The sequence below is a fragment of the Stenotrophomonas sp. genome (assembly GCF_032099025.1).
Taxonomy (GTDB): domain Bacteria; phylum Pseudomonadota; class Gammaproteobacteria; order Xanthomonadales; family Xanthomonadaceae; genus Stenotrophomonas.
Genome location: NZ_DAMCID010000007.1, coordinates 1 through 20288, shown reverse-complemented (window position 1 = coordinate 20288; position 20288 = coordinate 1). Strand labels below are relative to the sequence as shown.

At 65.9% G+C, this 20288-nt stretch carries 14 protein-coding genes; 7 read left to right on the top strand and 7 right to left on the bottom strand.

All coding sequences use genetic code 11. From position 1 onward, the window contains the following. The first annotated feature begins 156 nt into the window (after positions 1–156). Both rho and RT456_RS06725 read left to right on the top strand, forming a co-directional pair. Positions 157–1932, top strand: a complete 1776-nt coding sequence (rho, locus tag RT456_RS06730) for a transcription termination factor Rho (RefSeq protein WP_313344227.1) — start codon at positions 157–159, stop codon at positions 1930–1932. A 509-nt stretch (positions 1933–2441) separates the two neighbouring features. Continuing rightward, a complete protein-coding gene (locus RT456_RS06725; RefSeq protein ID WP_313344224.1) occupies positions 2442–2903 on the top strand; it encodes a hypothetical protein in 462 nt (153 codons plus the stop codon). Positions 2904–3136: 233 nt separating this feature from the next. On the opposite strand, the gene RT456_RS06720 is transcribed toward RT456_RS06725, so the two are convergent. Next, a complete protein-coding gene (locus RT456_RS06720) occupies positions 3137–3574 on the bottom strand; it encodes a hypothetical protein (protein WP_313344221.1) in 438 nt (145 codons plus the stop codon). A 341-nt stretch (positions 3575–3915) separates the two neighbouring features. Here RT456_RS06720 and RT456_RS06715 point away from each other — a divergent pair, with 341 nt between their 5' ends. Then, positions 3916–5487 (top strand): MASE1 domain-containing protein, encoded by a 1572-nt coding sequence (locus RT456_RS06715; protein ID WP_313344218.1) that lies wholly within the window; start codon positions 3916–3918, stop codon positions 5485–5487. A gap of 60 nt (positions 5488–5547) precedes the next feature. On the opposite strand, the gene RT456_RS06710 is transcribed toward RT456_RS06715, so the two are convergent. Further along, complete coding sequence (locus tag RT456_RS06710) at positions 5548–8079, bottom strand: glycoside hydrolase family 3 N-terminal domain-containing protein (RefSeq protein ID WP_313344216.1); 2532 nt, start codon at positions 8077–8079, stop codon at positions 5548–5550. 327 nt (positions 8080–8406) lie between these two features. Here RT456_RS06710 and RT456_RS06705 point away from each other — a divergent pair, with 327 nt between their 5' ends. The 4 genes from RT456_RS06705 to RT456_RS06690 all read left to right on the top strand — a co-directional run bounded on the left by RT456_RS06705 (position 8407) and on the right by RT456_RS06690 (position 15695). Then, the gene (locus RT456_RS06705; protein ID WP_313344213.1) at positions 8407–9414 is read left to right on the top strand and encodes a LacI family DNA-binding transcriptional regulator; all 1008 of its coding nucleotides are present in this window, start codon (positions 8407–8409) and stop codon (positions 9412–9414) included. 506 nt (positions 9415–9920) lie between these two features. Beyond that, positions 9921–12932, top strand: a complete 3012-nt coding sequence (locus RT456_RS06700; RefSeq protein ID WP_313344211.1) for a TonB-dependent receptor — start codon at positions 9921–9923, stop codon at positions 12930–12932. Positions 12933–12993: 61 nt separating this feature from the next. Next, positions 12994–14010 carry a cupin-like domain-containing protein gene (locus RT456_RS06695; protein ID WP_313344209.1) on the top strand — a complete coding sequence of 339 codons (1017 nt, stop codon included), beginning with the start codon at positions 12994–12996 and terminating at the stop codon, positions 14008–14010. A gap of 98 nt (positions 14011–14108) precedes the next feature. Then, entirely contained in the window at positions 14109–15695 is a 1587-nt protein-coding gene (locus RT456_RS06690) for a sensor domain-containing diguanylate cyclase (RefSeq protein WP_313344206.1), read from the top strand. Positions 15696–15704: 9 nt separating this feature from the next. Here RT456_RS06690 and aceK read toward each other — a convergent pair whose 3' ends face one another. From aceK to RT456_RS06665, 5 genes are all read right to left on the bottom strand, one after another. Continuing rightward, positions 15705–17441: a bifunctional isocitrate dehydrogenase kinase/phosphatase gene (aceK, locus tag RT456_RS06685; RefSeq protein WP_313344203.1), complete on the bottom strand. Its 1737-nt coding sequence runs from the start codon at positions 17439–17441 to the stop codon at positions 15705–15707. Between the two features lie 113 nt (positions 17442–17554). Further along, positions 17555–17914: a hypothetical protein gene (locus RT456_RS06680; protein ID WP_313344200.1), complete on the bottom strand. Its 360-nt coding sequence runs from the start codon at positions 17912–17914 to the stop codon at positions 17555–17557. A gap of 26 nt (positions 17915–17940) precedes the next feature. Further along, entirely contained in the window at positions 17941–18378 is a 438-nt protein-coding gene (locus RT456_RS06675) for a roadblock/LC7 domain-containing protein (protein ID WP_313344197.1), read from the bottom strand. Further along, positions 18371–18919: an ATP/GTP-binding protein gene (locus RT456_RS06670; protein WP_313344194.1), complete on the bottom strand. Its 549-nt coding sequence runs from the start codon at positions 18917–18919 to the stop codon at positions 18371–18373. The genes RT456_RS06675 and RT456_RS06670 overlap by 8 nt, the downstream gene beginning before the upstream one ends. 2 nt (positions 18920–18921) lie before the next feature. Beyond that, the gene (locus RT456_RS06665; protein ID WP_313344191.1) at positions 18922–19875 is read right to left on the bottom strand and encodes a hypothetical protein; all 954 of its coding nucleotides are present in this window, start codon (positions 19873–19875) and stop codon (positions 18922–18924) included. Positions 19876–20288: the final 413 nt, after the last annotated feature.

The following is a 20288-nucleotide window of genomic DNA, read 5'->3' as shown; positions in this document are numbered from 1 at the left end:
ACCCGGCTTGCGCACTGCCGCGAGCCGGTGTTAGTGTCGGCATATCCGGCCGCATTCGCGCGCCGCATCTTCTGGACGTCGTCTCTTTCCAGAATCCCTTCCCAACGTTCGCCGCCCCTGCCGGGCGCTCGCACCTTCCAGCGAGGAATTCAGCACTTGTCCGATATCACTACTTCCGAACCCGGGAGCGCCGACGCGCCCGCCGAGAAGCGCGTGCGCAAGCCGCGCGTCGCCAAGGCCGCTGCCAGCAGCGCCGACACCGGTTCTTCTCCTTCCCAGAACGCCCTGCCCCTGGCTGCCGCGCCTGACGCGCCGGCGCCGGCTGCACCCGCAGCCCCGCAGCAGGCGCCCCAGGCACCGGCCGCGGCCAGCGGCGATGCCCCCGCCCCCCAGGGCGGTGGCCAGGACGCCGGCGACGGCGGCCAGCGCAACAACAACAACCCGCAGGGCGGCCAGAATCCGTACCAGCAGGGCCAGAACCAGGGCAAGGGCCAGAACGACGGCCAGGGCCAGGGCAACCGCCGCGACCGTTTCCGTAACCGCCGCGACCGCGACCGCAATCGTGGCGGCGGCGGTGGTGGCTTCCGCGACGACGGCATGCCGCAGGACACCGGCGAGCAGCAGCCCTTCGTGCGCAGCCAGCAGGCCAACGTGCCGGAAGGCTTCCCGGTCTATTCGCTGAGCGACCTCAAGCGCATGCCGGCACAGAAGCTGCTGGACATCGCCGAGCAGCTGCAGATCTCCGAAGGCGTGGCACGTGCCCGCAAGCAGGACGTGATCTTCGCCCTGCTCAAGGTACTGACCCGCCACGGCGACGGCGTTGCCGCCGACGGCGTGCTGGAAATCCTGCCGGACGGCTTCGGCTTCCTGCGCGCGGCCGAGGCCAGCTACCTGGCCGGCCCGGACGACACCTACATCTCGCCCAGCCAGATCCGCCGCTTCAACCTGCGTACCGGCGACCACCTGTCGGGCCGCATCCGCTTCCCGAAGGACGGCGAGCGCTACTTCGCGCTGTCGATCGTGGACACCATCAACGGTGAGCCGCTGGAAGCGTCGAAGAACAAGGCGCTGTTCGAAAACCTTACCGCCCTGTTCCCGCGCAAGCGCTTCACGCTGGAGCGCGGCAACGGCTCGTCGGAAGACATCACCGGCCGCATCCTCGATCTGATGGCACCGCAGGGCAAGGGTCAGCGTGCGCTGATCGTCTCCCCGCCGAAGGCCGGCAAGACGATGATGATGCAGCAGGTTGCTACTGCCATCACGACGAACCATCCGGAAGTGCACATGATCGTGCTGCTGATCGATGAGCGTCCGGAAGAAGTGACCGAAATGCAGCGCACCGTGCGCGGCGAAGTCATCAGCTCCACGTTTGACGAGCCGGCGGCCCGTCACGTGCAGGTGGCCGAAATGGTGATCGAGCGGGCCAAGCGCCTGGTCGAACACAAGAAGGACGTGGTGATCCTGCTCGACTCGATCACCCGCCTGGCGCGCGCCTACAACAACGTGGTGCCCAGCTCCGGCAAGGTGCTCACCGGTGGTGTGGACGCCAATGCCCTGCACCGTCCGAAGCGCTTCTTCGGCGCCGCGCGCAACGTTGAGGAAGGCGGCAGCCTGACCATCATCGCCACCGCGCTGGTCGAAACCGGCAGCAAGATGGACGAGGTGATCTACGAAGAGTTCAAGGGCACCGGCAACAGCGAAGTGCACCTGAACCGTCGTATCGGCGAAAAGCGCGTCTACCCGGCCATCGACATCAACCGTTCGGGCACCCGCCGCGAAGACCTGCTGATCGAACCGGAGCTGCTGCAGAAGATCTGGATCCTGCGCAAGCTGCTGCATCCGATGGACGAAATCGCCGCGATGGAGTTCCTGCTCGACAAGATGAAGAACACCAAGTCCAACGACGAGTTCTTCGGTTCGATGAAGCGCTGATCCGCGCAGATATCGAAACAGAAAGAGGCCCCGCACTGCGGGGCCTCTTTCGTTGTGGCGGCTGCCGTCGGCGCCACCGGCAGGTACCGACCGTTGGTCGGTACTGCCTGGCGCTCGGCCCGACGCAACATCCCTACGGACGCAGCCGATCCCGCAACGGACCAGACTGCGCAGGCACCGCCATCCCCAACAATTCTTCGACGGCTACCGCGCCTGCCTCAGCGCGGCGCTCAGCGGCATCAGGAACTGCTACGTCATACGCGTGGCCCACCCCCAATCCCGCCCGCACCACCGTCGACACCGCCACCAGTATCAGAAGCGACGCCCCACCCAGGACATGTAACAGCGTCACATCCACCTCCCCGCATGCATGTGCCCCGCACACTACGCGTGACGCGGATGGCTTCCTTTGAAACTGTTCCTATTTGCAGCATCCACTGAATGGGTCTGGTTCGCGCCCGCCCCACATGCCGCTCTACCCCTGCCGGCACGTTTAGCGGCATCGCAGCATGGACCAGGCCCTTGACCCTGTTGTCCAAGCCCTTATTCTTGAATGCATGGCCAGTCCGAAGCCCCTGCCCCAGCCATGCCCCCCAGTGGTCGCCTCAGCGTCCGTTGATCGTGTGGCTGCCCGACTCGCGGCGCTGAAGCTGGCGAAGGCACGCTACGCGGCCCTGCGCAAAGTTCACCGCACCCTTGCGGCCGAGTTTGCAACGCTGGATGATGAAAAGGCAGCCCGCCTTGTAAAGCGTGCGCTTCGAAACGTGAAGGTCTGGGAACATGGCGGAGTAGCCAGCCCATACTATGTGCGCGCTTGGCGTAGAATTCTGCAGGATCCTGCAAACAGCATTCCCAAGATGCTGCGTGGCCACAACGCCAATGCGCTGGTCCAGAACTCCCCCTTCGGATTCATCTACCGGGAACCGAAGTATCGCGAGGAGCTTCGCGTTGGCGCCCCCGAAGAGGCCTGACGTCCCAGCGGACCTCGCGCGTGTCGGCGAATTGTTGGTCGAGGCCAGCAAGCTGAGCAACCACAAAGAATTCGTGATCATCGGCAGCCTGTCAGTACTGGCAGCGTCGATTCCGGCGCCGGATGCCATGCTGATGTCGACTGCCTTGGCACGGTCTGTCAATTGAAGGACCAGTCGCAGCTGATCCGCGAGAAACGAGGTCGCCGAACTGGCAACTTCATCAACGCTCCCGACTATGGCGATGCGCCAGAAACTTCAACTGACCAGAGCGCATCGCCCCCGGCATAGTGGACGATGGAGAAGTCGGGGCCTCGATAGATCACGGACGGCACAACGCGTTCGGGCAGGGGCAACCTTTGAGAGGGCAGCGAGACGCGGAATGCTGTCTCTCCGGAAGGCAGCGCCCAGAACGCGTCGTCCGCTCGGCCGACAATGATCTGTACCCGGCCCGCCAGATCATTTATCTGGTAGTACGAGATTCCGTCTCGGGTGAAGCCGTATACCTTCCAGCGCGCATCCAAGCTCATATCTCTGACCTTGGGGGACGAGTCGCCAAGCCCATGAGACGCCAGCTGATTCCCGTGACTGTCATCCTTCTGGGCCATCGCTATCGGGGCCAGTGCAACCATTGCCGCGAAGCAAAGTGTTCTGCAGGTTTCGACACGCATCATCTAGCCCTTCCAGGGACGGAATTCGATGTCGGCAACCATAGACCAGCGGGGCGATAATTCCTTTGAACACTGTCCTATAGCAAAGGTCCGACAGTGCAGGCCGAAGTGACGTTCACTTGATCGGCACGCTTCGTGCCACCGCTCCCCTACCCGCGCGGTGCAATGTTTCGACTTCATCACCAGCTTACTGTGACGCAGCTCAGCCAGCGCGTCATCCGCCTTCGTATTCCTCTGATAATTCATCGCGAACATTGCATGTCAGCACGCACGCCGATACGTTTCGGACCCGGATGTCAACGCATCCGGTTCAACTCGCCTAACGCAATGAAACGGAGCACTGCATGCAGATGGACTGGTGGACCAATGGCGTTGGTGTCAACTTCCGCCTGCGGCCCGTTGGATTGGCACTGGCGGTTCTGTATGCAGCGGCCTACTGGGCTTCGCGTGAAGTCTCTTTCGATCAGTTCTACCTCCCGGCTGGCGTGCGCGTCGCAGCGCTGCTGCTCTGCCCACCGAGACTTTGGCCCTATCTCCTTCTGGGCGAGTACTGCTACTTCGCGTGGCTCCGCTATCCGCTCGTCGTCAAGTACGGCGCGACATGGGCAGTACTTGGTTCGGCGTTTCTCATGCCCGCCGTCATGCTCATCGTTCATCTCCACCGCAAAGTGCTTGAAGATAAAGCGGACATATGGCTCATCTGCATTGCCGCTTCATCTACGGTATCCACGACTGCGCTCAACGTTGGACTTTCGTTTCTCCTCTGGCCTTCGCCCCCTGCCCATGGGTTCGGTGTAAACCTGATCCGCTTCCTGGTAGGCGACTTCATTGGCATCCTGACCCTTGCGCCCCTCGCTCTTCTTTGGGTGAACAGACGCAGGGATTCAACGAAAACGCTGGATTCCACTGCACCTACCATCATCTGCTTTGCGCTGATGTTCGTTCTTGGAGGGACGACGCTGTGGTTGCCTGGCCCATCCTCTTCCCAAACAGACCTGCTGTTGCTGATGGCACTTCCAGCCGTTGCTCTCACCTGCATTCATGGCTGGCGAGGGGCTGCAATCAGCATCCCGTTGTGGAGCATTGTTGCGAGACTCAACATGCCAGCTAGCGGAATGGCCGACGCTTTCGATCCCGTATCGTTTTCCATACAGCAGAGCATTGCAGTTGTGGGCATTGCCCTTCTCGCTGTCGGATCCTGCTTGTCCTACTACTACCGGCAGCACAGGGCACACGCACAGAATGGCGAGCGGGCCACCTCGCTCGCCCGGTCGGCTCACATTGCCAATGAGATGGACCTGCGCTCCCGCGCGCTCGACATCCGGAAGCTTGGCGATGGCCTGGACCACTCCCTGAGTGATCTCGCGGACTGGTTGAAGATCAAAGGCCACGATGACCTAGCGACGAGTCTGCTGCGCGTAGTCACCGTGCACTCGCGAAAGTTCCGTGAGCAGGTCACGATGGTCTACCCCACCTCCCTTGAGCACGTCGGCCTTTACTTGGCGCTGCAGATCGGCGGTATCCACGAAGCCTGGAAGAGCACCGACCGGTTGGCACTGCATCGCCTTGGCGGTGATCCGTGCCAGCTGAGCGTGGGCCTGCAACTGGCCACATACAGAAGCATTGCCGAGGCAGTGTCGCTGCTGCTCCAGTACGAGCCTGGGCAGATCCAGGTGCGCGCCCGATGCGGCACCTTCCAGCGAGAGAAGGGAATCCTGGTTTCTGTAGCGCTGCTGGACAGCCACCACCGGCTTTCGGCCACCTCGATGACGCAGGCGATCGAGCGCCTGACGGGGCGAACGCTGGGCTACAACGGCACCGTCCAGTGCCGCCGCAATCGCATCCGGATGGTGCTGCTGGAACCGGCGGACGACGAAGCGTGGATGCAGCCGAGCATTTCACGCGGCGCCGCTTGAACGTGGCGCAGGTGCGGCTTCGCCCGGCAGGGTTCAGGCCGGCCGTTGGCCGGCCTCATGTCACCTGCAGTCCACCACGCCCTCCGCCTTGTCCGCCTTCGCCGCGATCCGCACCTGGGTGAACGCCGCCGCGAACGGCGTGTCGGCGCTGACCACGAACGGGGCTTCCACCGCGCCCAGGTCGACGCCCTTGCTGGCGAAGCAGGCCAGCGGAATGGTCACGGTGCGCTTCTGCCCCGGTGACAACGACGACAACGCCGACGCGATGTCCACCCCGCCCTCGCAACCGGTGCCGCACTGCATGGTCACCTTGACCGGCGAGACGGGCGGGTGCTGCACCATCACGTCGAACTGCAGCGCGCCATGGCTTCTGGCCAGTGCGCCGAGGTTGCGCCGCGAGCTGCTGCGCGCGATGAGCTGCGCCGGGGCCAGCCAGGTCACCTCACGGGCATCCTGCTGGGTGTTGATCTGCACCGTGCGCACGTCGGCAACCGGCGCCTCCTTCGGCCAACGCAGGGTTGCGTTGAGGTCGCTGCCCAGCGGCTGGGTAGCGCCGTTGGCGGCGATGTGCAACGCGAACGGTGCGCTGTCGATGCGGTTGAAGATCGGCAGCGTGGTTACCTCGCCGCAATGATCCGGGTTGGCTTCCGGTAGCCGCGCGACCTGCGTGGCCTTGGCATAGCTCAGGCCGTACCCGAACGCGAACAGCGGCGGCCGCTTCGGGTCCGGGCGGTCGATCGGTGCCGGACACGGTACGCCCGGCCACGGGAAGCTCAACCGGCCGCGGAAGTCATGCGCAGGCGCGCCGTCCTTGCCGGCCAGCAGCACATCGGTGATGCCCTTGCCCTCGGTGCCCGGCAGCCACGCAGCAACGAAGCCCTGGGACAGGTTGAGCAGGTCGTTGGTGTACATCGGGCGGCCGGAGAAGTACACCGTGACCAGCGGCTTGCCGGTGGCGGCAGCCGCCTTGAGCACCGCCAGGTCCTGCGGCTGCGCGCGGCTGTGGCTCATGGTGTCCGAGGCCAGGATGTCACCGTTGGTCTCGGCATACGGCGTTTCGCCGATCACCGCCACCACCACGTCGAAGGTCGCCGCATCCACGCCCGTTGCATCGGCGCTGAAGGTGACCTGCTGCGTGCCCAGCTCGGCGCGCAGTGCCCCCAGCACGGAGTCTGCATTCGGGAAGTCGGCATTGCGGTTTTCGGTGCCCTGCCAGGTCAGCGACCAGCCGCCGGCCTGGTCGGACAGGCTGTCGGCACTCTTGCCCACCACCAGCACGCGCGCATCGCGCTTGAGCGGCAGCACGCTGTTCTGGTTCTTCAGCAGCACCAGCGATTCCCGCACCGCCTCGCGCGCCAGCTCGCGGTGCTGCACCGCGCTGTTGTCCCCCGCGAAACGACTGTCGGAGGGCGTGTGATCGAACAGGCCGGCGCGCAGCTTGACCCGCAGGATGCGGGTCACCGCGTCGTCGATGCGGGCCATCGGAATCTCGCCGCTCTCGACCTGGGCCATGGTGTTGGCGATGAACGCCTTCCAGTCGTCAGGCACCATCACCATGTCGATGCCCGCATTGATGGCCTGCGCGCAGCTGTCGTTGCGGCAGCCGGGCACCTGCGCGATACCGTTCCAGTCGGAGACGACGAAGCCGTCGAAGCCCATCTTCTCCTTCAGCGCCCCGGTCAGCAGCGGCTGGCTGCCGTGCATTTTGCCGTAGTCCACGCCACCGGCGCGGTCGTTCCAGCTGTTGAACGAGGCCATCACGGTCTGCACGCCCTCACCCAGCGCGCCGTAGTAGCCCTGGCCGTGCACGTTGACCATGGTGGCCTTGTCGACCAGCGCCTCGCCCTGGTCGCGCCCGTTGTCGGTGGCACCGTCGCCGATGTAGTGCTTGGCGGTGGCGACGACGTTGCCATCGGTGCTGAAGCGACCCTGCGCACCCTTGATGTAGGCGCGCGCATAGTCGCGCACCACCGATGGGTCGGACGAGAAGCTCTCGTAGGTGCGGCCCCAGCGCGGGTCGTGCGCGACTGCGAGCGTGGGCGCGAACACCCAGCCGATGCCGGTGGCGCGGGTGGCGCTGGCGGTGGCCGCGCCGATGCGCTCGATCAGCGCCGGATCGCGTGCGGCACCCAGCCCGATGTTGTGCGGGAACAGCGTGGCGCCGTACACGTTGCTGTGGCCGTGCACCGCGTCGGTGCCCCAGATCACCGGCACCGGCGTGCGTGCATCCGTGGCGAGCGAGGCCGCGTGATAGGCGTCGGCCAGCGTGACCCAGTCCGCCACGCTGGCGTGCTTGTCCATGCCGGGCCAGGAGCCGCCGCCGTTGAGTACTGAACCGATGTAGTAGGTGCGCACCTGCTCCGGCGTGATCTGCTTGATCTCGGCCTGGGTCATCTGCCCCACTTTCTGCGCCAGCGTCATCTGCGCGAGGATGCTGCGCACCCGGGCTTCAATGGCCGGATCGGTGCCGATGGCGCTGGTGATCCGCGGCCAGTCCTGCAGGCGCTCGCCGGGTGCAGGCGCGGCATGGGCGTGCGCGGTCAGTGCGCTCAGGACACAGACGGCAAGTAGAGTCTTTCGGGCGCTGCTCACGGACATCTATCTCCAATCGAACACACGGATGGGGAACCGGACGCAGCGCGTGCCGCCGCGGTCTTGACAGCGCTGTCATATAAGTCACCTCCCGTGATGTCAACCGTTACGTCGCTCCCTCGCACCACGCTCCCGTGCTTGCTGGGCTGACAGCGCAACCGGCAGCACCGCGAAGTCAATTGCTGCTGCAGCGCCGCACGGAATGCACGCCCCTGCACGCACGTGCCATGCCGTGGCACCATCGCCCTGCATCGGCAACCCCGACGCGACGCTGGCGCATTACCATCGGCAGCGGCCGACCTGCCCTCCAGAAGGATCCATCGCCCCATGCGTAGTCGTATCGAGGATGTCGCCGCGGTGGCGGGGGTTTCGATCAAGACCGTGTCCCGTGTGCTCAACCATGAGCCCAACGTGCGCGTGGAAACCCGCGACCGCGTCATGGCGGCGGTGACCCGGCTCGGCTACAAACCGAACCTGTCCGCACGCAGCCTGGCCGGGCAACGTTCGTATGCGCTGGCACTGGTCTACAACAATCCGTCGCGCAACTACCTGATGGAAATCCAGAACGGCATGCTGGAGGCCTGCCACGCCCACCACTACAACCTGACCTTGGGTCCGGTGGGGATTGGCCGGCGCACCCTGCCCGACCTGGCGGCGCTGTTCGAGAACTCACGCCCGGACGGCGTGGTGCTCATTCCGCCGCTGACCGACGATGAGGTGGTGCTGGCCTATCTGGATGAACACGAGATTCCGTTTGCCAGCATCGCCCCGCGGCATCCGGAGGGTCGCATCGGCGTCCGCATGGATGAAACCACCGCGGTGGTGGAACTGATTGGCCACCTGGTCGCGCAGGGGCATCGCCGCATTGCCCATATCAAGGGACCGCGCACGCACGGCGCGTGCCAGTGGCGCCTGGCCGGCTATCGCCAGGCGCTGCGCGAGGCGGGCATCGACTTCGATCCGGCGCTGGTGGTCAACGGCCAGTTCTCGTTCGAGTCGGGCATTGACGCGGCCAACGCGCTGCTGGATCTGCCCGAGCCCCCGACGGCGATCTTCGCCGCCAACGACGATATGGCCGCTGCGGTCTTCCGCGTTGCCGGCCAGCGCGGGCTGCGCGTGCCGCGCGACCTGTCCGTGTGCGGGTTCGATGACACCCCCATTGCCGGGCACATCTACCCGGCGCTGACCACCGTGCGCCAGCCGACGTCGACCATGGGCACGCTGGCCACTGAACAGCTGCTTGAACGCATCCGCACGCCTGGCGCCGGCCGCATGGTGACCGTGGATCACGCCTTGCTGGTACGCGAGTCGACCCAGGCCCCGCGACGGCGCTGAGGCGCACACGCGTCTTTGCGCCCGCCTGCTCCGGTCGGCGCCGGGTGCCGCCGGGTGCCGCCAGCGCGCCCCTACGGCGCTGTCCCACTGCTGTCCGCCCAACGCCGTGTGCAGACATCGCGCGCGCACTGCAGCGATGCGCATGACCCATTTTGTCCAGCGCTGTCAGACAACCGGTCAGCGCGCGCGACATCCTGATTGCGTGGCGGAAAATGCGTTCTGCGCAGTTTCGTTCTGCACTGCACAACGCTCCACCCGTGTTGAATCGGGCGCTTCACGTCCCCTCAAAAATGCCCTGAAAGGCCCACACTGCTGGGTTTGATGCGCATACGTCGCGTCCGTTTCGGCATACCTCGGCGCGCGCGTGCCTCGCAGTGTTACCGCTACCACGGATCGGTTTGTTGACAACGCTGTCAACCGCACGCTCAATCCGCCCACATTCGCTGTTGCATCGTGCCAAACGCTGTAGGACTGCCATTTTCGAATTCCCTGGGGAGGGAGCTTCCATGAAGACGTACAAGGCCGTACCCCGCAAGGCAATGCTCACGTCCGCGCTGCTCGCCGTATTGGCAGGCCCGGCATGGGCCCAGGACCAGACCCGTGACGGTGCCGCATCGTCGGTGGAAGGACTGGACCCGACCACGCTTGATGCGGTGCAGGTCACCGGTATCCGCGGCAGCCTCACCTCGTCGATGAACCTCAAGCGCGACAGCCAGGGCGTGGTGGATGGCATCGTGGCCGAGGACATCGGCAAGTTCCCCGATACCAACCTCGCCGAATCGCTGCAGCGCATCAGCGGCGTGTCGATCGACCGCACCTCCAGCGGCGAAGGCTCCAAGGTGACCGTGCGCGGCATCGGCCCGGACTTCAACCTGGTGCTGCTCAATGGCCGCCAGATGCCCGCCTCCAACCTGGGCAACGGCGGCGCCGGCCTGTCGAGCTCACGCTCGTTCGACTTCGCCAACATCGCCTCCGAATCGATCTCGGCGGTGGAAGTCTTCAAGACCACGCGCGCCGACAACCCGACCGGGGGCATCGGCGCCACCATCAACGTCAAGACCCTGCGCCCGCTGGAATCGGCGCCGGTGGTCAGCGTTGGCCTCAAGGCGGTCAACGACACCTCCAACGACAACCTGCCGCGTACGCTCAAGGGCTCGGACTTCACTGGCGAGCTGTCGGGCATCTTCAGCGATACCTACGCGGACGGACGTGTTGGCGTGATGCTCAGCGGCAGCTACCAGGAGCGCGATTCCGGATTCAACCAGGCCACGGTGGCCGAGGGCTGGGCCACGTTCGAGGGCGACAACACCACCGATTGGCGCGTGCTGCCACAGCCTGGCCAGGGCTATGCGGACCGCATCCAGAACCGTCCCGGTCCCAACGACGTGTACGGCCGCCCGCAGAACACCGCCTACAACGTCAACGGCGTGCAGCGCCAGCGCACCAACGGCCAGGCCACCCTGCAGTGGAAGCCGGTCGACAATGTGACCACCACGCTGGACTACACCTATGTCGAGAACAAGGTGCAGCAGCAGCGCAGCGAATTGTCGGTGTGGTTCAACTATGGTCCTGGCGACAGCATCTGGACCAATGGCCCGGTCGCCGCACCGATCATCTACAGCGAGGACATGACGAACTCGGACGTATCGATGGGCGGCGCACAGCTGGCGACCAAGAACGAGATGGATTCGCTGGGCTTCAACGTGGAATGGGAGGTCAACGACGCGCTGACGCTGTCCTTCGACGCACATAACTCCAGCGCCGAATCCAAGCCGGACAGCAAGTACGGTTCCGCCGGCGTGCTGGGCGTGGCCGCCTTCGTGCGCGGAAAGACCACCGTGGACTACAGCGGCGACCTGCCGATCATCAACATCGCGCTGCCGCCGGGTGGCGTGCAGGCGGCCGATGCGCTGGTCACCGGGTCGGTGTTCCAGAACAGCTACAACAAGTCGGACGTGGATCAGTACCAGGGGCGCGGTACGTTCACCTTCGCCGACTATTCCGCGCTGGACTTCGGCGTGGGCTATACCGATGTGAAGAACCGCTCGGCCTCGGCGATCATGCAGCGCGACAGCTGGGGCGGCGTGGGCACGCCTGCCGATTACGATGACAGCATCTGGTACGCCGATGACATGGCCAGGTACTTCGATGCGTTCTCCGGACACAACGATCCGCGCCTGACCGGTCAGTTCCTGGTGTTCGACTTCGACCGCCTGATCGAACGCGCCGCCCAGGTCGGCAGCGCCGGCAGCCCGGCCTGCCCGACCTGCTATTACGCGCCCACCGAGTACTCCGAAGACATCCGCACCAACGAGACATCCAAGAGCGCCTTCCTGCAGTACCGCACCACCTTCGACTGGTCGATGCCGCTGAACGTGGCGGTGGGCGTGCGCTACGAGCAGACCGAGGTGGATTCCACCGCGATGGTGCGCGTGCCCAGCGGCATCAGCTGGAGCTCGGCCAACGAGCTCAACATCGATTACGCCAGCGAGCGGGGCTACATCAGCGACAGCGGCAAGTACGACTATGTGCTGCCCAACCTGGACCTGAAGCTGGACATCAGCGACACCCTCGCCCTGCGCGGCAGCTACAGCCGCAGCCTTGGCCGCCCCGGCTGGACCCAGATCCAGAGCGGGCAGAGCCTTGCCGGCATCGTGCGCACGCAGGGGGGAACAGGGTCGCGCGGCAATCCGTCGCTGGAACCGCTGCTGTCGGACAACTTCGACCTGTCGCTGGAGTGGTACTACGGCGAATCCAGCTATGCTTCGGTCGGCTTCTTCCGCAAGAACATCAAGAACTTCATCAGCGACACCATCGTGCGCGAGAACACCGGCAACCTGCACACCCCGGTGGGCGGTGCGTACTGGAACGCGGCGCTGTCGGCCGGCGCGTGCGGGGTCACCGACATGCCCTGCATCCGCGACTACATCTTCACCAACTTCAACGGCCAGCCCGGCGTGACCGCCACCGGCACCAACTCGGCCGGCCAGCTCACCGGCACCATCGTCGGCCAGCCCGGCGACCCGGTGGCTGGGTTCGACATCACCCTGCCGGCCAACCAGCGTTCGGATCATCTCGATGGCTGGGAAGTCGCCGTGCAGCACCTGTTCGGCCAATCGGGCTTCGGCGTGGCCGCCAACTACACCAAGGTCAAGTCGGGGCTGACCTTCGATGACCTGAGCCTGGGCGACCAGTACCCGATGGTGGGCCTGAGCGATTCGGCCAACCTGGTGGTGTTCTATGACAAGAACAGCTGGCAGATCCGCGCGGCCTACAACTGGCGCGAGAAGTTCCTCAACGGCATCGGCGGCCAGGGCCCCAACCCGAACTACACCGATGATTACGGCCAGCTCGACCTCAACATCAGCTATGCGGTCAGCGACCAGCTGTCGTTGAGCCTGGAGGCGATCAACCTTACCGACGAGACCATGCGCACCTACGCGCGCCATACCAACATGCTGCGCTATGCCACGCAGACCGGCCCGCGCTACATGTTCGGCGTCCGCTACAAGTTCTGAGTCACGGCGGTCTGGCGGGTCTACACTCGCCAGACCGCCATCGCCCTGCGTGCGCCCCCTCATGCCTGCCACTCCCGGCCCGATCGACGAAGTCCGCGACCTCGACCGCAGCCGGCTGCCCGAGCTGCTGCCCACCTGGACGACGCCGAAGGTGCTGCGCGGGCTGGTGGCGGACTGGCCGATGGTCATCGCCGCGCGCGATTCGGCCGACGCCGCTGTCGCCCATCTCAAACAGTACGATCACGGCACCCTGCCCGTGACCGCCACCACCGCGCCGCCCGAGGCACAGGGGCGGATCTTCTACAACGCGGACATGAGCGGCTTCAACTTCCGCCGTGAGCAGATTCCACTCAAGGTGGTGCTCGACACCCTGCTCAAGTACCGCGTGACTGCCGCCCCGCCCACCATCTACGTTGCGTCCACCACGCTGGACAGCTTCCTGCCCGGCTTCCGCCAGGACAACCCGCTGGCGCTGGGCGTGGACGCGCCGCTGGCCAGCATCTGGATCGGCAACCGGTCGCGGATCGCCGCCCACCACGACGTGCCGGACAACCTGGCCTGCGTGGCGGCCGGGCGCCGTCGGGTCACCCTGTTTCCGCCGGACCAGATCGGCAACCTGTACGTCGGGCCATTGGACTTCACCCCGGCGGGTCAGGCCGTGAGCCTGGTCGACTTCGCCGCGCCCGACCTGGAGCGCTTCCCGCGTTTCTCCCGGGCGATGGCCAGTGCCCAGGTGGCCGAGCTGGGTCCAGGCGACGCGGTGTTCATCCCTTCCTTGTGGTGGCACCACATGGAGGGGCTCGACGACTTCAACGTGCTGGTGAACTACTGGTGGCGGCCGGTGCCGGCGTGGACGGACGCGCCGATGAACGCATTGATGCTGTCGCTGCTCGCGCTGCGCGGCCTGCCACCGGCACAGCGCAGGCATTGGCAGGCGCTGTTCGACCACTACGTCTTCACCGCCGGCGCCGAGTCCAACGCGCATATCCCCGATGCCGCACGCGGGGTGCTCGGGCCACTGGATGAGGCCATGGCGGGCAACGTGCGCAGCGTGCTGCGCAAGCGGCTGGAACGCTAGGTCCTGCCCAGGCCGTACTGCGGCCTGCGCCGGTTTCCCCACATCGCCCGGGAATCCGTGATAATCCGCGCCGTGATCCGCCGCCGGCTCCCCCTTTCATGCCCCTGCTGTCCTCCCGCCTGAACCTGGGCAAGCTGATCCTGGCCCTGGCCCTGCTCAGTGCCGTTGTTGCCCTGGCCAACACCCTGCACGCCAGCTACCGGGTGCAGCGCGAACAACTGATCGGCAACACGCTGGAGGCCAACCGGGTGTACGCCAGCAAGCTGGCCGAGACCACCCAGAACTTCGTCCTGTCCGCACAGCAGCAGCTGGCCTACGCCGCCACCGGGCTGGGGCAGCGCGCGCACGACCGCAGCCAGCTGGAAGCCGAGGCGGCGCGCCTGCAGCTGCAGACCAACAGCTTCAACTCGGTGCTGATCGTGGACCCGGCCGGCACCGTGCTGGCGACCTCGCCGCAGAGCCTTGCCCTGCAGGGCGTGGTGCTCAAGAGCCAAGGCAATGCCGAAGCCCTGCAGCGGCGCGAGCCCTACATCAGCGACCCGTACCAGTCGGCCACAGGGCGGCTGCTGGTGGCGATCTCGCACCCCATCTTCAATGCGCAGGGCCAGTACCAGGGCTACGTCAGCGGCACCATCTACCTGCGCGAGCGCAGCATCCTGCAGACCCTGCTGGGCAAGCACTACTACCGCGACGGTTCGTACCTGTACGTCGTCGATCGCAACGGGCGCATCCTCTATCACGTCGAACCGGGCCGGGTGGGCCAGTTCGCCCTGGAGAATCCCGCAGTGAAGGCCGTCAGCCAGGGACATTCGGGCGCGCAGCAGGTCCGCAACAGCCACGGCGTGCTGATGCTGGCCGGCTACGCGCCGGTGCCCAGCATCGGCTGGGGGGTGGTCGCGCAGCGCCCCACCGAGGCCACGCTGGCGCCGCTGTCGCGGTTGATGTCGGCGGTGATCTGGAATGCGATCCCGCTGGGCGTGCTGTCGCTGCTGGTGACATGGTGGTGCGCACGGCGCATCTCGCTGCCGCTGTGGCAGTTGGCGCGCAACGTGCAGAACCGTGACACCGGCATCGCCATCCGCCATGTCACCGGCATCCGCGCCTGGTACTACGAAGCCGCGCACCTGAAGCAGGCGCTGCTGTACAGCTTCAACCTGCTGCAGGACCGCATCGGCAAGCTCAACCGCGCCACCATGACCGACCCGCTGACCGGCCTGCAGAACCGGCGTGGGCTGCAGGAAGGGCTGGAAGACTGGCAGGCGCGCGGCCAGCCGTTCGGGATCATCGCGATGGACATCGACCGCTTCAAGACCATCAACGACCGCTTCGGCCACGCGGTGGGCGATGCGGTCATCCTGCGCATTGCCCAGCTGATGCGCGACGACTCGCGTGACACCGACCTGCTGTGCCGCAATGGCGGCGAAGAATTCCTGATCCTGCTGCCGGGTATCGACGCCACCGCCACCGCCGGCATTGCCGAGCGCCTGCGGCTGCAGGTGGAAGCGGAAGTATTCGAACAGGTGGGCACGGTAACGGTGTCGCTGGGCGTGGCCCACTACCCGTCCTACCACGAAGACCCGCAGCAGGCACTGCGGCTGGCCGACAAGGCGCTGTACATGGCCAAGGAACAGGGCCGCAACCGCACGGTGATGTACCCGGCGCCGGAGGGTAGCGGCGCGCCGTAGAGACCGCAGTCAAGCCAATCTATGGCTTCCCGCATAAGGCGGCGTATCCGGATAGTCGCCTGCCGCGAAGCGGGCCTGCAGGCCCTGCCACCACGCCGTGTCGAACAGGTGGGCATGATGCTCGCGCACGGCAACCAGTTCCGCCGCCGGCAACCCCATGAACGGCGCGAAGCGTTCCGGGAACACGTCGCGCGGGCCGACATGGAACCACGGCTCGTCGGCCATCGCTTCTTCTGCATTGCGCGGCTGCGGCCATGCGCGGAACACGCAGTCGCTGACCAGGCAGAGTTCGTCGTAGTCGTAGAAGACGGCGCGGCCATGCCGTGAGACACCGAAGTTCTTCGGCAGCATGTCGCCGGGGAAGATGTTGTTGCGGGCCATGTCGGTGATCGCCTGTGCGTAGTCCAGCGCGGCGGCGCGGCGCGCCTCCGCCGTCTGCTCGCGCAGGTACAGGTTGAGCGGACGGAACCGACGCTGCACGTAGCACAGCGCGATCACCAGCGCATCGCCGTCCACCCGCACGCTGCCGGCGCACTGGCCCAGCAGCTCGTCCAGCAGCGCCGGTGCGAAGCGCGCCAGCGGGAAGCGCAGGTGGCGGTAAGGCTGCGCGTCGAGCAGGCGGCCGACGCGGTCAAGGTTGAACACCAGTGCGTACTTCTCTTCGACCTGGTGGCGGGTCATCGTCTTGGGCCAGGCGAAGCGGTCGCGGATCAGCTTGAACACCAGCGGATAGCTGGGCAGGGTGAACACCGCCATGACCATGCCGGGGGTGCCGTCGGCGTGTACCAGCAGCTCGTCCGGATGCGCCTGGAAATGCCGGAAGAAGGTGCGGTAGCGCTCGGTCTTGCCCTGCTTGGCGCGCCCCAGCACGGTGTAGATCTCATCGATCGGCTTGGCCGGCAGCAGACTGCGCAGGAACACCACCGCGTCGCCGACCGTCGCCAGGTCGGCCTGGAAGTAGCTGCGCGAAACACCGAACAGGTGCGCCACATCGCGGCGCCGCGTCAGCACGGCTTCCGCGCGCAGGCCCTTGTCGTCGTTCACCAGCGCGATGATGCAGGGCGAGAAGCGATGCTCGCCGAACACACGTCCGACCAGGTAGGCGCGGCGCTCGCGGTAGAACACGGTGTCCAGCAGTTCGATGCTGCGCACCGGCGCGTCGCCCCAGTGCTGCAGGTCGTCCTGCAGGCGCACGGCGATGGCGGCCGCGCAGCGCAGCTGGTGTGCATAGGGAATGTCGAAGCGGAAATCGCCCAGCACCCGCATGAAGGCTTCGGCCGGCCGCGTGGCCGACAGTGCGTAGGCATGCCGCGCCACCGGGTGGGTGATGGCATCGGACGGCTCCATGTCCAGCGCCATGAATTCCACGGCCGCATCCACGCCTTCGATCCCGAACAGGCGGCGTGCCAGCGTGTTGTAGAAGGTCTTGTAGAGTTCGGCGTCGATCAGGCCCTCGACCAGCTCGGCAAAGGCACTACGCACCTGCAGCCACACCGCACGCTGCCCGATCGCGTCGCCAGCGGCACGGCGCAACGCGTCGACCCTCTCGCCGATGCAGCGGTCGTACAGCGCGATGCGCTCCACCGCATCCTGGCGTGCCCCAGCCCAGTCACGGCCCTCGAAACGGACGCGCGCGCGCCGGGTGATCGCGGCAAAGCGCACGTGGTAGTCCTCGAAGCCATCGTGGATGCACGCGGCCAGGCGCGCCGCCAGTGCTCCAACATCAGCAGAATCCACAACAGGCATGCGGCACGACCGGAAGGACCCACCGCAACCATAGTAGTGCCGGCCCATGGCCGGCAAGCCCAGATGAAAGAAGCCGCCAGCCACCCCGCAGGGCAGCCGGCGGCGGAGGGAAATTACAGCTTCAGGTTGGCTTCCACGTCCTGCACCTTGCGCCGGGCGAGCGCCAGGTTGGCCTTGTTGCGGTCCAGCACCAGGTACAGGAACAGGCCCTGCTGCTTCGCCACCGGGCGCATGATGTGGTACGCCTTGCCCAGCGAGATCAGGATGTCCTCGATGGTGTCGTTGAGGTTCAGCGATGCGGCCGTCTTCATCTTGGCGCGGATCACCTCTGTATTCCCTGCGGCGGCCACTTCCATGTCCATGCCCGAGCCGGCCTCGCCCAGCAGCATGCCGCTTTCGTAGTCCACCAGCGCCACTGCCTGCGCGCCGTCGATGGACATCAGCGCGTTCAAAGTATCGTCGAGTCCTGCCATGTTGCTCCCCGTTGGTTGTCGAGCCCCTAGTTGCCCTGCGGATCGGCTCGTGATCCGCTGAGTTCGGCCATGATGTTGCGGCCACATTCCTTGGCATTCCAAAGCACCTTGCCGATCACACAGCGGCTGTCGCACGCGGTCATCAACAGCAGCGGTGCCGGCGTGCACGGCAAAGCCAGCATCAGCACCTTGCCCTCGCCGGCCTCCAGCATCAGCACTTCCAGTTCACCCAGCGCCAGCTCGCGTCCCACCGCCGCGGCCAACGCCAGCATTGCGCTGGTCATTGCCGCCAGCCGCTCGCCATTGCCATGGGTGCCTGCGGCCGGCACCAGCGCAAAGCCATCCACGCTGGCCAGCACCACGCTGCGCACGCCGTTGATGTCGTCGGCGAAGGCCTGCAGGTGGTGGACCAGGCGCTCATGCAGCTGCGGTTCTAAGCGGCGGGCGTCGTGTCCGTCAGCCATCGGCAAGCACCAGGTCGTGGGTTTCCATCTCGCTCATCAACACATCCATCAGGCGCAGCCCCTGATCGCGATCACGCGTATCGACCGGCACGACCGGCAGCACGCGCTGGTCCCAACCGGCCAGGGCCACGCAGGCGTCCAGGTCGAAGTCCGGCGCCAGGTCCAGCCGCGAGATGCCGATCACCGCCGGCACCTGTGCGGCATGCTGGCGCAGCACGGCCAGGTAGGCATCCAGTTCGTCGGCTGCGGCGCTGCGGGTGGCGTCGACCAACAGGACCACGCCGCTTGCGCCCTGCAGCAGTATCGGCCAGAGAAAGTCGAAGCGCTGCTGGCCCGGGGTGCCGTACAGGCGCAGCCGGTCGCCGTTGGGCAGGTCGATGTCGGCGTAGTCCATCGCCACCGTAGTGGACGCCTTGTCGGCACCCTGGCGATCGCTATTGAGCACGTCGGTGTCCACGACCGCCCCCTCTGCGATGGCCCGCACCAGGGTGGACTTGCCGCTTCCCATCGTGCCCAGCACCACGATCTTGTGTTCGCGCATGCTCAGCCCCCGCCGCGCTGGCGCACGCTGCGCCACATGCGTGCCAGCAGCGTGCCGCCACCGCTGCCCGGGTGCGGCAGCGGTGCGGCGGTGGCGGTGTCTTCCAGCGCGGCATAGCCACACAGGTAGGCGGGGTGTACGAAGCTGCGCACCGCTTCGGCAGGAACATCTAGCAGGCGCGCGCATTCGTCCACGCTGCACGCGCGCTTGAGCAGCAGCGAACACAGCCGGAAGCTGTCGTGCTGGTGGCCCAGTACGCGGAAGTCCGGCCAGCGCAGCAGCTTCACCCGTGCCTGGCGCTGCAGGCGTGCGTCGAGGTCGTGCCAGTGTGCGGGCCGTTGGCCCCACTGCCACAGCAGCGGGCGCAACGGCTGGCGCGGCAGCGCGCCGGCCAGCTCGTGGTAGCGCTTGGCGGAAATGCCGTGCATGGACAGCAGTTCAAAGCGGTCGGACAGGTCCTGGGCCAGGTCTGCCGTGGCCGCGCCGGCGGGCACCACCATCTGGTCCTGGACGAAATCCACCAGCACCTTGGGTACGCCTTCCACCGCCAGCACCGCGTGGCCTTGGCGTGCCGGCAGGCTCTCTCGGAGCGCACGGGTGATCGCCTTGGCGCCGCGGGCGGTACAGGGTTCGTCGATGCAGGCCGGCACTTCGGGCATGTGCCGCAGCGCGTGCTCGATGGCGTGGTCGTCCAGCACACTGCGGTTGTCGCCCTGCCCCTGGCGCAGGTGGCCGTCCTGGTCTTCCACCCAGAACTGGATGCGGGGGCGCTCGCGCACCATGCGCAATGCCGCGTTGCGCAGGGCCGGTGTGTCTTTGATGACGAGCAGGTCGCAGTCGTCCAGATCGCGACAGCTGCGTACTGTATCCGGCGGCAATGAAGCGGCCACGCGCAGCCGCTGCAGCAACGCACGTTCTCCCTGGACATCCGATCCGACCACCAGCACCCTGGCCATCGCCTTCCCCTGGGTTGTGAGAGATCACAGCTATTACGAAGAAGATCGTCGATAGCCTATGTCATGGCCCACGCAGGCATAGGTGATGGATTGCACACTTTGAGTGTGGACATCTGGCCAAAAATCGCGCGACGTTACGCGCTGCCCACAGGCAAGTTTCATGCCGTTTTTACGAACCGAGGTGCCTGCTCCGATCAAAGAAGGTGGCGACGGAGTTCACAGAATTTCCAGGAACACAGTTCCAAAAAAGGTTCGTCTCGCAGCTGAGTGAAGGGGGCTCATTCCAGGGGCGTAGAAGCTTGGCGCTCGGTCTTCGATCAGGTTCGTCGCGAGCGTTGAGGGCCCCGCCGCGGCCGGTAGGCCCCTATGCAAATGTCCCCCGGCGTCGGCATGCGCCGCCGCCTCCTCCTTTA